The sequence below is a fragment of the Clostridium sp. AM54-37XD genome (assembly GCF_003478225.1).
GTDB classification, from domain to species: Bacteria; Bacillota; Clostridia; order Lachnospirales; family Lachnospiraceae; genus Coprococcus; species Coprococcus ammoniilyticus.
The window spans coordinates 1-13666 of sequence record NZ_QUEV01000004.1 but is presented as its reverse complement, the minus strand read 5'-3'; the positions used below and the strand labels follow the sequence as shown (position 1 = coordinate 13666).

Annotated in this window: 12 protein-coding genes; all 12 read left to right on the top strand. The window is 40.6% G+C overall.

Annotation, left to right across the window (positions count from 1 at the left end):
• Nucleotides 1-14 precede the first annotated feature (14 nt).
• The 12 genes from rimO (at nucleotide 15) to DXA07_RS04575 (ending at nucleotide 13611) form a co-directional block, all read left to right on the top strand.
• Nucleotides 15-1331 (top strand): 30S ribosomal protein S12 methylthiotransferase RimO, encoded by a 1317-nt coding sequence (gene rimO / locus DXA07_RS04630; RefSeq protein ID WP_021943807.1) that lies wholly within the window; start codon nucleotides 15-17, stop codon nucleotides 1329-1331.
• The gene (gene pgsA / locus DXA07_RS04625; RefSeq protein ID WP_117784883.1) at nucleotides 1328-1858 is read left to right on the top strand and encodes a CDP-diacylglycerol--glycerol-3-phosphate 3-phosphatidyltransferase; all 531 of its coding nucleotides are present in this window, start codon (nucleotides 1328-1330) and stop codon (nucleotides 1856-1858) included. The genes rimO and pgsA overlap by 4 nt, the downstream gene beginning before the upstream one ends.
• A gap of 275 nt (nucleotides 1859-2133) precedes the next feature.
• Nucleotides 2134-3546, top strand: a complete 1413-nt coding sequence (locus DXA07_RS04620) for a carboxyl transferase domain-containing protein (RefSeq protein ID WP_008400763.1) — start codon at nucleotides 2134-2136, stop codon at nucleotides 3544-3546.
• Nucleotides 3547-3562: 16 nt separating this feature from the next.
• Nucleotides 3563-4495: an OadG family protein gene (locus DXA07_RS04615; RefSeq protein WP_008400764.1), complete on the top strand. Its 933-nt coding sequence runs from the start codon at nucleotides 3563-3565 to the stop codon at nucleotides 4493-4495.
• 18 nt (nucleotides 4496-4513) lie between these two features.
• Entirely contained in the window at nucleotides 4514-4885 is a 372-nt protein-coding gene (locus DXA07_RS04610) for a biotin/lipoyl-containing protein (RefSeq protein WP_118483629.1), read from the top strand.
• A 38-nt stretch (nucleotides 4886-4923) separates the two neighbouring features.
• The gene (locus tag DXA07_RS04605) at nucleotides 4924-6054 is read left to right on the top strand and encodes a sodium ion-translocating decarboxylase subunit beta (RefSeq protein ID WP_008400766.1); all 1131 of its coding nucleotides are present in this window, start codon (nucleotides 4924-4926) and stop codon (nucleotides 6052-6054) included.
• Between the two features lie 39 nt (nucleotides 6055-6093).
• Nucleotides 6094-7500 carry an oxaloacetate decarboxylase subunit alpha gene (locus DXA07_RS04600; protein ID WP_008400767.1) on the top strand — a complete coding sequence of 469 codons (1407 nt, stop codon included), beginning with the start codon at nucleotides 6094-6096 and terminating at the stop codon, nucleotides 7498-7500.
• Nucleotides 7501-7670: 170 nt separating this feature from the next.
• Nucleotides 7671-9053 carry a potassium transporter TrkG gene (locus DXA07_RS04595; protein WP_021943811.1) on the top strand — a complete coding sequence of 461 codons (1383 nt, stop codon included), beginning with the start codon at nucleotides 7671-7673 and terminating at the stop codon, nucleotides 9051-9053.
• A gap of 10 nt (nucleotides 9054-9063) precedes the next feature.
• Nucleotides 9064-9711: a TrkA family potassium uptake protein gene (locus tag DXA07_RS04590; protein ID WP_243013757.1), complete on the top strand. Its 648-nt coding sequence runs from the start codon at nucleotides 9064-9066 to the stop codon at nucleotides 9709-9711.
• Nucleotides 9708-10955, top strand: coding sequence for an NAD(P)/FAD-dependent oxidoreductase (locus DXA07_RS04585; RefSeq protein WP_021943813.1), 1248 nt, complete (start codon nucleotides 9708-9710; stop codon nucleotides 10953-10955). Before DXA07_RS04590 ends, DXA07_RS04585 begins: the two co-directional genes overlap by 4 nt.
• Before the next feature lie 29 nt (nucleotides 10956-10984).
• Nucleotides 10985-11638: a (d)CMP kinase gene (cmk, locus tag DXA07_RS04580; protein ID WP_118483625.1), complete on the top strand. Its 654-nt coding sequence runs from the start codon at nucleotides 10985-10987 to the stop codon at nucleotides 11636-11638.
• Nucleotides 11639-11658: 20 nt separating this feature from the next.
• Nucleotides 11659-13611 (top strand): bifunctional 4-hydroxy-3-methylbut-2-enyl diphosphate reductase/30S ribosomal protein S1, encoded by a 1953-nt coding sequence (locus DXA07_RS04575; protein WP_021943815.1) that lies wholly within the window; start codon nucleotides 11659-11661, stop codon nucleotides 13609-13611.
• Nucleotides 13612-13666: the final 55 nt, after the last annotated feature.

The following is a 13666-nucleotide window of genomic DNA, read 5'->3' as shown; positions in this document are numbered from 1 at the left end:
AGGAAAGAACATATATGAAAGTATTGATGGTATCATTGGGCTGCGATAAGAACCTTGTGGACAGTGAGGTAATGCTCGGACTTCTGCATAAGGCAGGACATGAGATCACAAATGATGAACATGAGGCAGAGGCAGTTGTTATCAATACCTGTGCATTTATCAAAGATGCGCAGGAAGAAAGTATTAATACGATAATAGAATACGGAGAGCTGAAGAAGACAGGATCATTAAAGAAGCTGATCGTTACCGGCTGCCTGTCACAGCGGTATAAGGACGATATTCTTGCAGAACTGCCGGAGATTGATACAATTGTCGGAGCTGCAAATTATGATGCGATCGTGGATGCAATCGGATCTGAAGAAGAACATTCCTTTGTTACAGATATCAATTATATGCCGGAGGCAGTTGGCGGACGTATCGTTACAACCGGAGCTTCAATGGCATATTTAAAGATCGCAGAAGGCTGTGGCAAGATGTGTACTTATTGTGCGATTCCATATATCAGAGGAAAGTACAGAAGTATTCCGACGGAACAGCTTCTGGCATCTGCAAAAGAGCTTGCTGCACAGGGAGTAAAAGAACTAATCCTTGTTGCACAGGAAACAACACTCTATGGAGTGGATCTGTATGGCGAAAAGACACTTCCGAAATTATTACATGAACTCTGCAAGATCGAGGAAATCCAGTGGATACGTTTGATGTACTGCTATCCGGAGGAGATCACAGACGAGCTGATCGATACGATCGCGGAGGAAGAAAAAGTCTGTCATTATCTCGATATACCGATTCAGCATTCAGAAGATCCTGTATTGCGACGCATGGGAAGACGTACCTGTAAAAAGGATATTGTAGAATTGATCGCAAAGCTTCGGATCCGGATTCCTGATATTGCGATCCGTACAACGCTGATCGCAGGATTTCCCGGTGAAACAGAAGCGGATCATGAAGCGCTTATGGAGTTTGTGAATGAGTCGGAATTTGACCGCCTGGGTGTATTTACATATTCACCGGAGGAAGGGACTCCGGCAGCATCATTTCCTGATCAGATTGAAAATGAGGTTGCAGAAAAATGGCGGGATGATATAATGGCATTGCAGCAGGAAGTATCATACGACAAGAATCAGGAGCTGCTTGGCAAGAGTCTTACAGTACTGATCGAAGGCTATGTTGCAGAAGACGATGTATATGTCGGAAGAACTTATCGGGATGCGCCCGATGTAGATGGTATGGTATTTGTTGATGCACCGTATGAGCTGATGTCCGGCACCTTTGTACAGGTTCGGATCACAGATGCAAATGAATATGATCTGACAGGGGAGATGATAGAATGAATTTACCAAACAAATTAACAATATTGAGAGTTATAATGATTCCATTTTTTGTTGTGTTTATGTATCTTGATTTTGCAGCAGCCAAATGGATTGCGCTTGGTATCTTTATCGCTGCAGCGATCACGGATACATTAGATGGACAGATCGCAAGAAGATGTAATCTGGTCACAACATTTGGAAAATTCATGGATCCGTTAGCAGACAAGCTTCTGGTATGTTCTGCAATGATCGCACTGGTCGATCAGGGACGGATTCCTGCATGGATCGTTATTATCATCATTGCGAGAGAATTTATCATTAGCGGATTCCGGCTGATTGCAGCAGAAAAGGGTGTTGTTATTGCGGCTGGTATCTGGGGCAAATTAAAGACTGTTGTCCAGATGGTCATGGTTTGTTTCCTGATCGGTAATCTTGGTGGAAAAGTGATATTTGTAATCGAACAGGTGCTGATCTACGCTGCACTTGTATTAACGATCATTTCACTGATCGATTATCTGGTATCAAACAAAAATGTCCTGAAGGATTAATATAAAGTTAAAAGCTGTATAGTTATGAACAACTAACCACAAAACAGACAATTATGGGGAAAATGGGGTATTTTCTGACAATTACTTCCACTTTCCCCTTTTGTTTTTTAAGTAAAAATAGCAGGGATGTCCGATTGTTAAAAAGTGCTGAAAAAACTGTGTCGTAATGATAATTTTACTTGAAATAAATTCGTAAAGGCTTTACAATAAAATCGGCATAAATTTGGAATTACTTTTATGTAACTCCTAAAAATAAATTTAATGGAGGACTAGAAATGAGCAACAAACTCACCCTGTCAGCAAGCGATAGAATTAATGCATTGCTTGATGACGCAAGCTTTGTTGAAATCGGTGCTTATGTGAAAGCAAGAAATACTGATTTTAACATTCAGGATAAGGATACTCCAAAAGATGGTGTTATCACCGGATATGGTGTTATCAATGGCAATTTAGTGTATGTATACAGTCAGGACGCTAAAGTTTTAGGCGGTTCTGTTGGTGAGATGCATGCTAAGAAGATTGCAAAAATTTATGATATGGCTATGAAGATGGGTGCACCTGTCATCGGTATGATCGACTGTGCAGGACTCAGACTTCAGGAAGCTACAGATGCACTGAATGCATTTGGTGAAGTATATGGCAAGCAGGTTATGGCTTCAGGTGTTATTCCTCAGATCACAGCTGTTTTTGGTGCATGTGGCGGCGGTGCTTCCCTTGTTCCATCATTATCAGACTTCACTTTCATGACAAAGGAAGGTGCAAAGTTATTTGTAAATTCTCCAAACGCTTTAGCAGAGAACAATATTACAAAGTTAGATACTTCCGCAGCTGATTATGTAAGTGAGAATACAGCAAATGTAGATGGTGTATTTGAGACAGAAGAAGAATTACTTGGTATGATCCGTGCATTGGTTGAGGTTCTTCCAAGCTGTAATCTGGACGACAAGGAAGCTTCTGCAAATGACAATCCAAACAGAATTATCCCAAATCTTGATTCTTACAAGAACGATCCAAGAGCAGTGATCCAGAATATTGCCGATGATTCTCTTGTGCTTGAGATGAAGAAGGAATATGCAGGAGATGTTGTTACAGCTCTGATCCGTATGGATGGTATCACAGTTGGATGTGTTGGTAATCAGGAAGATACGATCACAACAGCGGGTGCATATAAAGCAGAAGAATTTGTAGATTTCTGTGATGCATTTAACATTCCTGTTCTTACACTTGTAAATGTAACAGGTTTTGCTGCAACAGTTGAAGAAGAGAAGACCATCTCAAAGGCTCTTGCAAAACTTACAAATGCATATGCAGATGCAACAGTTCCAAAGGTTACGGTTGTTATGGACAAGGCCTATGGAACAGCATATACGGTTATGAACTCCAAGGCAATCGGAGCTGATATGGTATATGCATGGCCGGATGCAGTGATCGGTACTATGGATCCTGAGATGGCAGTTAAGATCATGTATGAAGATGAACTTGCAGCAGCAGACGACAAGCTTGCCTTCATCAAGGAGAAGAAAGCAGAATATGTTGCAGCTCTTTCAGGAGCAGCTTCGGCAGCATCCAGAGGATATATCGATGATATCATCGAGCCTGATGCTACAAGAAAGAGAGTGATCGCAGCGATCCAGATGCTCCTTTCAAAGGAAGAGATGAGACCTTATAAGAAACACGGTACTATATAAAAGGAGTGACAACTAAATGAAGAAAAAATTATTATTAATAGTTTCTATGTTAGCTGTTACTTTTATGTTTGCCGGATGTAGTGCTTCTGATGATAACGGAGTAAAATTTGCTTATAACGATCAGGAGATCGCTCAGGTAGCAAAAGATGCCTGTGAGACATATCAGAAATATGCAAGCGCAGATGAGACCTATAACTATGTTATAGAAGCAGGCGAGGATGCAGGGGTTTCTGAAAATGAGATAGAAGCAGTCAAGTCATTCCGTAATATCGGTGATGAGTGCGGTGAGTTTAAAGATTTTACAGGTGAATACAAGATTACAGAGACAGAAGGAAATGTAATCGTTACTCTTTATGCTGACTGTACAGAAAAAGAAGCGTTGATCAAGGTAACATTTGTAGACAACAGTGCAACATATAACTTACAGAGATATCAGTTAATGAATCAGTATGGTTACAGTGAAGAGCAGGCTGATGAAGCCCTTTCTTCACAGGGTATGTACCCATATAAGTCAACTGATGTTGAGATTGCAGCAAACATGACATTTGAAGATAAGATGAAGGCAGCCGGAACCAACACCCTGATCGGTATGGCAACTGTATTCGTTGTTCTTATCTTTATATCATTTATCATCTATCTGTTAAAATTTGTTCCCGGCTTCTTTGATAAAGAAGCAAAAGCAGCCAAGAAGGCAGCTAAAAAAGCAGAAGAAGCAGCTAAGGCAGAGCCTGTTGCTGAGACAAAGGAAGAAGATGCAGGATCTGCACCGGCAGGACAGATTGTTGACATCGTTAAAACAGAAACAGGTGAAAGCGTAATGAATGATTCTGAACTGGTTGCAGTTATCACAGCCGCAGTTGCTGCTGCATCAGCAGGACAGAATGCATATACAACGTATCCAAGCAAAGATAAGCTTGTGACACGTCCGATCAGACGTATTAAGAGATAATAATAGGAGGATATATCGATGAAGAATTATAGAATTACAGTAAATGGTACATCATATGATGTTTCAGTTGAAGAATTAGCAGGTGGCGTTGCCCCTGTAGCAGCACCAGTTGCAGCAGCTCCTGTAGCAGCACCGGCACCAGCGGTAGCACCGGCAGCTAAGTCAGCGGGCGCAGGTTCCATTAAGGTTGCTTCTCCGATGCCTGGCAAGATCCTTGATGTTAAGGCAAATGTTGGTGATGCAGTTAAGAAGGGACAGGTTATTCTGATCCTTGAAGCTATGAAGATGGAAAACGAAGTTGTTGCTCCGGAAGATGGTACAGTAGCAAGCATCGACGTTGCATCAGGTGCAACTGTTGAAGCAGGAGATACATTAGCAACTCTGAACTAATGCTGTACTTGTATAAATCTGATAGGAGGAACGACTAAATGAGTAGTATAGTTGACGTATTGTCAAATTTAGCAAATCAGACAGGTTTTGCAAGTCTTGACTGGAAAAATTACGTTATGATCCTTGTAGCGTTCGTTTTCATGTTCCTTGCAATTAAGTTTGGTTTTGAGCCACTTCTTCTGGTACCAATCTCATTTGGTATGTTACTTGTTAACATGTTTCCAGATATAATGGCAGAAGGCGGATTATTACATTACTTCTACATGTTGGATGAATGGAGTATTCTTCCTTCACTGATCTTCATGGGTGTAGGTGCCATGACAGATTTTGGCCCGTTGATCGCAAACCCTGCAAGCTTTCTTCTTGGAGCTGCAGCACAGTTCGGTATCTACGGCGCATATTTCCTTGCTTTCCTGATGGGATTCAATGGTAAGGAAGCAGCAGCTATTTCTATTATCGGTGGTGCAGATGGTCCTACATCTATCTTCCTTGCCGGTAAACTTGGAATGGGTGGAACATTACTTGGACCAATCGCAGTAGCAGCATATTCTTATATGTCACTGGTTCCGATCATCCAGCCACCTATTATGAAAGCACTTACAACAAAGAAAGAGCGTCTGGTCAGAATGCCACAGCTTCGTCCTGTAACCAAGCTGGAAAAGATTCTTTTCCCAATTATCGTTACAGTCGTAGTTGTTCTGATCCTTCCTACAACAGCACCACTGGTTGGTATGCTGATGTTAGGTAACCTGTTCCGTGAGTGTGGTGTTGTAAAACAGCTTACAGAGACAGCATCCAATGCTATGATGTATATCGTAGTTATCTTACTTGGTACATCTGTTGGTGCAAGTACAAGTGCAGAAGCTTTCTTAAAGATCAGTACTTTAAAGATCGTATTACTTGGTCTGATCGCATTTGCATTCGGTACAGCAGCCGGTGTATTATTTGGTAAGTTAATGTGTCTGGTAACAAAGGGTAAGGTTAATCCGCTGATCGGTTCAGCCGGTGTATCTGCCGTACCTATGGCAGCCAGAGTTTCTCAGAAGGTAGGTTCCCAGTATGATCCTACGAACTTCCTTCTGATGAATGCAATGGGACCAAATGTTGCAGGTGTTATCGGTACAGCAGTTGCAGCAGGAACATTCCTTGCAATCTTTAATGTACAGTAATGATCATAATCATATGAGAATATATTCAGGAGGTTCGAAATGGCAGAAAAGAAACCGGTTAAGATTACCGAAACTGTATTACGTGATGCGCATCAGTCACTGATCGCTACCCGTATGACAACAGAACAGATGCTTCCAATCATCGATAAGATGGATAAGGTTGGATATCATTCTGTTGAGTGCTGGGGTGGCGCTACATTCGATGCATGTCTCAGATTCCTTAAGGAAGATCCATGGGAGAGACTTAGAAAATTAAGAGATGGTTTTAAGAATACAAAGCTTCAGATGTTATTCAGAGGTCAGAACATTCTTGGTTACCGTCATTATGCAGATGATGTAGTTGAATATTTTGTTCAGAAGTCAATCGCAAACGGTATTGACATTATCAGAATTTTCGACTGCTTAAATGATATCAGAAACCTTGAAACTGCTGTTAAAGCATGTAACAAGGAAAAAGGTCATGCACAGGTTGCACTTTCCTATACATTAGGTGATGCTTATACACTTGATTACTGGAAAGATATGGCTAAGAGAATTGAGGATATGGGTGCAGATTCTATCTGTATCAAGGATATGGCAGGTCTTCTTGTTCCATATAAGGCAACAGAACTTGTTCAGGCATTAAAGGAAGGTTCTTCCCTTCCAATCCAGCTTCACACACACTATACATCAGGTGTAGCTTCCATGACATACATGAAGGCTGTTGAAGCAGGATGTGATATCATTGATACAGCAATTTCACCATTAGCACTTGGTACAAGCCAGCCTGCAACAGAAGTTATGGCTAAGACATTTGAAGGCACACCATATGATCCTGGATTTGATCAGAACCTTCTCGCTGAGATCGCTGATTACTTCAGACCATTAAGAGAAGAGTGGATTAAGTCCGGTCTTCTGAATCCAAAGGTTCTTGGTGTTAATGTTAAGACATTATTATATCAGGTACCAGGTGGTATGTTATCAAACCTTGTATCACAGTTAAAGGAAATGAACGCAGAAGACAAGTTTGAACAGGTTCTGGAAGAAGTTCCTAGAGTTCGTAAAGACTTCGGTGAACCACCTCTTGTTACACCATCCAGTCAGATCGTTGGTACTCAGGCTGTATTAAATGTTGTTACAGGCGAGAGATACAAGATGTGTACAAAGGAAGCAAAGGCACTTGTTGCTGGTGAGTATGGTCAGTCTGTAAAGCCGGTTGATCCAGAAGTTAGAAAGAAAGTAATCGGTGATCAGGAGCCTATCACATGTCGTCCTGCTGATCTTCTTGAAAATGAGCTTGGTAAGATCGAGAAAGAAATGATCCAGTATAAGGAACAGGATGAAGATGTATTAACATATGCATTGTTCCCACAGGTTGCTGTTGATTTCTTCAAGTTAAGAGAAGCAAAGAAGACAAAGGTTGATGCAACACTTGTAAACAAAGAGGATAAGGCATATCCGGTATAAGATTATAAAGTGTTATGTCGTTTGAAAAATGACATATGCAGGTATACTATGGGAAGAGCAGACTGGTGGTATCCGGTCTGTATCTTCCCATGTTTATATCATGAATTTTGTTATCTGTCAGATATAGCAGAGGCAGGGGATTGTTTTGAGTAGAGGTCTAGAGAAATATCATGAATAAGAAGAAATATGTGAACCGGAATTATCTTACAACAACGAGAATTATAGCACTGGGCTTTCTGATTACAGTTATTGTAGGAACAATATTATTATCATTGCCGATTGCATCTGCAAACGGAACATGGACAGATCTTCTGACGGCTGCGTTTACATCGACGACATCCGTATGTGTGACAGGTCTGGTAGTCGTTGATACATTTTCCTATTGGAGTTTGTTTGGTAAAGGTGTGATATTAATTTTGATCCAGATCGGCGGACTTGGAATCGTTTCGATCATCACACTGTTTATGTTGTTATTAAGAATGAAGATAACCTTGAAAAGTACAATGCTGTTGCAGGATGCATTTAACCTGAACAGCAAGCAGGGACTTTTGAAGTTTACGATAAAAGTAATAAAAGGAACATTTCTGATCGAAGGGATCGGAGCACTTATTTACAGTTTTTATTATTGCAGAGAATACGGATTTTTAAAGGGAATCTGGTTTTCGGTATTTCATGCTGTTTCAGCATTTTGTAATGCCGGTATCGACATTATGGGTGCGGACAGTCTGATTTCATACCATTCCAATCTTTTGATGATGCTGAATACGTCGTTTCTGATCATTATGGGCGGAATCGGATTTATTGTATGGTGGGATACGGTTGAAGCGTTTCGAAGAATCCGTACAAAGAGATGCAGTATCCGGTCGGCATGGAATGGCGTTCATTTGCAGACGAAGATCGCGATTTTTATGACATTGCTGTTATTGATCGGCGGTACAATTGTTATCTATTTCCTTGAACGTTCCAATCCGGACACTCTTGGTAATTTATCCGAAAAAGACCGGATATTAAATGCTTTTTTTCAGTCGGTAACATTTCGTACGGCGGGATTTGCTGCAGTATCTCAGGTGGCACTTCGACCGGTGACAGCTTTCTTTGGAGTGCTTCTTATGATGATTGGCGGTTCTCCGGTTGGAACGGCAGGAGGAATGAAGACCGTAACCATCGCAGTTATTTTCTATACCTTTGCTGCCATGATCAGAAACCATGAGGATACAGAGGTTTTCAAGAGAAGCATTCCGGTATCCGTTGTAAAAAAAGCAGTTGCAATTGTATTCTTAAGTATGAGTACAATATTTATTATGACGATATTATTGCTGGCTACAAATGATGTGAATCTGCTGGATGCTCTGTATGAAGTGGCAAGTGCCGTCTGCACAGTTGGCTTATCCAGAAATCTGACTCCTGTTTTGAACACGGCAGGAAAGATCATTATTATAATCTGTATGTATATTGGACGAGTTGGACCGATATCTATGGTGGTAGCATTTAATACACAAAACGGAAAACATCGGCTTCTTCATTATCCGGAAGAAGATGTGATCGTTGGATAAGGAGGAAAGTATGAAAAAATCATTTGCGGTAGTAGGGCTTGGACGATTTGGAACGAATGTTGCCCTTACTTTGATGGAGTCCGGTGCGCAGGTTCTGGCAATCGACAGTAATCCTGAATGTGTGAAGCGGATTTCATCACAGGTTACATGTGCAGTGACGGTTAATGTATGTGAGACAGAGAGCCTGAAAGAAGCAGGACTTGAGAATATGGATGGTGTTGTAGTTGCAATGGGTGATAATCTGGAAGCCAGTGCAATGACGATCATAACAGCAAAAGAACTGGGCGTTCCATATATTCTTGCTAAATCGAATAACGATGAAGCAGCAAAGATCCTGTCCAAGATCGGAGCGGATAAAGTTATCTATCCGGAAAAGGATGCCGGAATTAATGTTGCAAGAAAGCTCTTATGCAGTAATTTTCTGGAATTCTTTGAGATTTCGGATAACGTCAATGTAGCAGAGATCTCGGTTCGACCGGAATGGGTCGGCAAGACATTAAAAGAACTTGATTTCAGAAGAAGTTATAATATGAATATCATTCTGGCAAAGGAAGAAGGACGTTCGATTGAACATATCACCCCGGAGCTACAGTTAAAAGAAAGCTACAGACTGTTAGTGACTATATCGAATGAAGGTTTAAAGAGGATGATGCAATGAAAAAAATAATAGTAGTCGGTGGTGGTGCGGCCGGCATGATGGCTGCGATCACAGCTGCGGAAAATGGCTGCGAGGTTGTATTATTTGAAAAGAATGATCGCCTTGGAAAGAAGTTATTCATTACAGGTAAGGGGAGATGCAACCTGACAAATGCAGGGGATGCAGACCGCTTTTTTCAGTCGGTGACAACAAACAGTAAATTCATGTACAGTCCGTTTTATACCTTTGATAATCAGATGACGATTGATTTCTTTGAGAAACTTGGACTAAAGACAAAGGTAGAACGCGGAGATCGTGTATTTCCGGTCAGCGATCATTCATCTGACGTGATCGGAGTATTAAAAACGAAATTAAACCGAAATCAGGAGATTACAGTAGAACTACAGACGGAAGTTCAGAAGCTTATTATAGAAGATCAGGTAGTAAAAGGCGTACAGATCAAGACGGCACATGGAAAGAAAGATGTGTATGGAGATGCAGTCGTCATAACAACCGGCGGGATATCGTATCCGCTTACCGGATCAACCGGAGATGGTTACCGGTTTGCAGAGAGCGCCGGTCATGCGATCAAAGTGCCTTTACCATCACTTGTTCCATTTGAATTAAAGAATGAATTTTGCAAAGAACTTATGGGACTATCATTAAAAAATGTAGAGCTTGTGATAAAATGTGGTAAGAAGTGTCTGTTTGAAGAACAGGGAGAACTTTTGTTTACACATTTTGGCATCAGCGGCCCTCTGGTAATAAAGGCATCTGCATATCTTCATAAATATCTGGATAAAGATTTAAGTATGTATATCGATCTGAAGCCTGCAATGACGGAAGAAATGCTGGATGATCGTATCCTTCGGGATTTTAGTAAATATACAAATAAAGATTTTCATAATTCGCTTGGTGATCTGCTTCCTGTCAAACTGATCGATGTAGTTATAAAGCGTTCAGAAATCGATCCATATAAGAAGGTGAATTCGATCACAAAGGAAGAACGGAAGAATTTAGTAACCGTACTCAAACATTTTACGCTTTCGTTTCAGGGGCTTCGCGGCTTTGATGAGGCAATCATTACAAAAGGCGGTGTCAATGTAAAAGAGGTTGATCCTTCAACGATGCAATCGAAGCTTGCAGATCACCTGTATTTTGCAGGGGAGGTTCTGGATGTAGATGCACTGACGGGCGGATTTAATCTGCAGATCGCATGGTCGACCGGATATCTGGCAGGACTTGCATGCTCAGAAGAAAGTTAATAAAGTAAATAGATAAAAGGAGAGAAAAAATGAATATAGCAATTGATGGACCTGCAGGAGCAGGAAAAAGTACAATAGCAAAATTGGTAGCAGGAAAACTCGGATATATTTATGTAGATACCGGAGCAATGTATCGTGCAGTTGCACTTGCATTATTGAAGGCAAAGATCGATGTAACGGATGTAGATGCAGTTGCTAATGAGATAACAGGGATTGAGATCACAATCTGTTATGAAGATCATGCACAGCAGGTATATCTGAATGGTGAGAATGTAACCGGAAGCCTCAGAAAAGAAGAAGTGGGTAACATGGCATCCAAATCATCTGCTATCCCATGTGTAAGAGAAAAACTGTTAGATCTTCAGAGAAAGCTTGCAAGAGAAAATGATGTTGTTATGGATGGTAGGGATATCGGTACAAACATTCTTCCAAATGCAGAAGTAAAGATCTATCTGACCGCTTCTTCTGCAGTTCGTGCAAAGAGAAGATACGATGAACTGATAGCAAAGGGTGAAACACCGGATATTGATAAGATCGAAGCTGATATTATTACAAGGGACAAACAGGATATGGAACGTCCAATCGCGCCGTTAAAGCAGGCAGATGATGCTGTATATCTTGACAGCTCAGATCTTGGTATCGATGAGGTTGTAGCTAAGATCATCAGCATCGCAGAAAAATAAAACCGGAGTATGGACAAAATATGGAAATTATATTAGCAAAGTCGGCCGGATTCTGTTTTGGGGTACAACGTGCCGTTGATACAGCGTATAAAGAAGCCGGGAAACAGCATGTATATACCTATGGCCCGATCATTCATAATGAAGAAGTAATCGAGGATCTGAGAAAAAAGGGAGTATTGGTGATCGAAGATCTTGCAGAGCTTGATCAGCAGGAAGATGAAACGGTTATTATCCGGTCGCATGGAGTCTCAAAAGATGTCATGGAACAGTTAGAAGCCAGACATGTCAATGTGGTAGATGCAACCTGTCCGTTTGTGAAAAAAATCCATACGATCGTACAGGATGAGAGCCAAAAAGGGAACCGCATAATCATTGTTGGAAATAAAGATCATCCGGAAGTTGAGGGTATAATTGGCTGGTGTGAGACGAAATCATATACAGTACAAAGCGTTTCAGAAGCGGAAAATTTGGTGAAAAATATAGAAAATGAGCCGGATTTTGAGCATATTAACTTCAGTTTAGTATCACAAACCACCTTTAATAAGAATAAATTTAAAGATATTGTTGATATTATTCGAAAAAAATTGTATAATGTGGTTGTTCATGAGACAATCTGTAATGCAACGGCAGTTCGGCAGACGGAAGCAAGAGATATTGCAAAGACTGTAGATGCTATGATCATTATAGGTGGTCGAAACAGTTCTAATACTCAGAAGCTATATGATATTAGTAAACAAGAATGTGAGAATACTTACTATATACAGACACTCGTTGATTTGGATTTGACTACTTTTGAATCCGTTAGTAGGGTAGGTATTACTGCGGGGGCATCTACCCCAAATTATATTATTAAGGAGGTTCATAGTAGCATGGCAGAGTTAAGTTTTGAACAGATGTTAGAAAATGATGAAAGCAAGGCGTCAATCAGACAGGGAGAGATTATCGACGGTACAATTATCGGTGTTAAGCCGGATGAGATTGTAGTTGATATTAAGTATAAGTCAGACGGTATCATTACCAGAAATGAATATACAAACACTCCAAACGTCGATTTAACAGAGTTGGTAAAAGTTGGGGATCCAATCACTGTTAAGGTTATCAAGACAAATGATGGTGAAGGACAGGTAGCTCTTTCATACAAGAGAGTTGCAGCAGAGAAAGTAAACGAGAAGTTAGAAGAAGCATTTAACAATGGTGACATTCTTACAGGTAAGGTTGTTCAGGTTGTAAATGGCGGCTTAAATGTTCTTTACGAAGAGACAAGAATCTTCATTCCAGCAAGTCTTGTATCTGACTTATATGAAAAGAACCTTGATAAGTACTTAGACCAGGATATTGAATTCCAGCTTACAGAGTTCAATCCTAAGAAGAGAAGAATCATTGGTAACAGAAAGAAACTGATTGTTGAGAGAAAAGCTGCAGCTGCAAAAGAATTATTCGAAAAGATTGAAGTTGGCATGACAGTAGAAGGTACAGTAAAGAATGTAACAGATTTCGGTGCATTCATTGACCTCGGTGGTGCTGATGGACTTCTTCATATTTCAGAGATGTCATGGGGCAGAGTAGAAAGCCCTAAGAAGATGTTCAAGGTTGGTGATACTGTTAAGGCATTTATCAAGGACATCAATGGTGACAAGATCGCATTAAGCTTAAAGTTTGATGAGACAAACCCATGGTTAAATGCAGAAGAGAAATATGCTGTTGGAACAGTTGTAACAGGTAAAGTTGCACGTATGACTGACTTTGGTGCATTCGTTGAATTAGAGCCAGGCGTTGATGCATTACTGCATGTTTCACAGATTTCATACGATCACGTTGCAAAGCCAGAAGATGTATATAAGATTGGCGATGAGATTGAAGCTAAGGTTGTTGACTTCAAGCCGGAAGAGAAGAAGATCAGCCTGAGCGTAAAGGCATTACTTCCAGTTCCGGAAGAGACAGAAGAAGTTGTTGAAGCTCCAGTAGAAGAATAATCAAAGATTGTTTTTTATAAAATGTAAAATACCCACTGATGAATATTCATCAGTG

What these genes read in the sequence shown, in the direction of transcription:
- DXA07_RS04610 (WP_118483629.1), top strand. Translation starts at nt 4,514, where the DNA reads ATGAAGAATTATAGAATTACAGTAAATGGTACATCATATGATGTTTCA.
- DXA07_RS04600 (WP_008400767.1), top strand. Translation starts at nt 6,094, where the DNA reads ATGGCAGAAAAGAAACCGGTTAAGATTACCGAAACTGTATTACGTGAT.
- DXA07_RS04605 (WP_008400766.1), top strand. Translation starts at nt 4,924, where the DNA reads ATGAGTAGTATAGTTGACGTATTGTCAAATTTAGCAAATCAGACAGGT.
- DXA07_RS04620 (WP_008400763.1), top strand. Translation starts at nt 2,134, where the DNA reads ATGAGCAACAAACTCACCCTGTCAGCAAGCGATAGAATTAATGCATTG.
- DXA07_RS04585 (WP_021943813.1), top strand. Translation starts at nt 9,708, where the DNA reads ATGAAAAAAATAATAGTAGTCGGTGGTGGTGCGGCCGGCATGATGGCT.
- DXA07_RS04595 (WP_021943811.1), top strand. Translation starts at nt 7,671, where the DNA reads ATGAATAAGAAGAAATATGTGAACCGGAATTATCTTACAACAACGAGA.
- cmk (WP_118483625.1), top strand. Translation starts at nt 10,985, where the DNA reads ATGAATATAGCAATTGATGGACCTGCAGGAGCAGGAAAAAGTACAATA.
- pgsA (WP_117784883.1), top strand. Translation starts at nt 1,328, where the DNA reads ATGAATTTACCAAACAAATTAACAATATTGAGAGTTATAATGATTCCA.
- DXA07_RS04590 (WP_243013757.1), top strand. Translation starts at nt 9,064, where the DNA reads ATGAAAAAATCATTTGCGGTAGTAGGGCTTGGACGATTTGGAACGAAT.
- DXA07_RS04615 (WP_008400764.1), top strand. Translation starts at nt 3,563, where the DNA reads ATGAAGAAAAAATTATTATTAATAGTTTCTATGTTAGCTGTTACTTTT.
- rimO (WP_021943807.1), top strand. Translation starts at nt 15, where the DNA reads ATGAAAGTATTGATGGTATCATTGGGCTGCGATAAGAACCTTGTGGAC.
- DXA07_RS04575 (WP_021943815.1), top strand. Translation starts at nt 11,659, where the DNA reads ATGGAAATTATATTAGCAAAGTCGGCCGGATTCTGTTTTGGGGTACAA.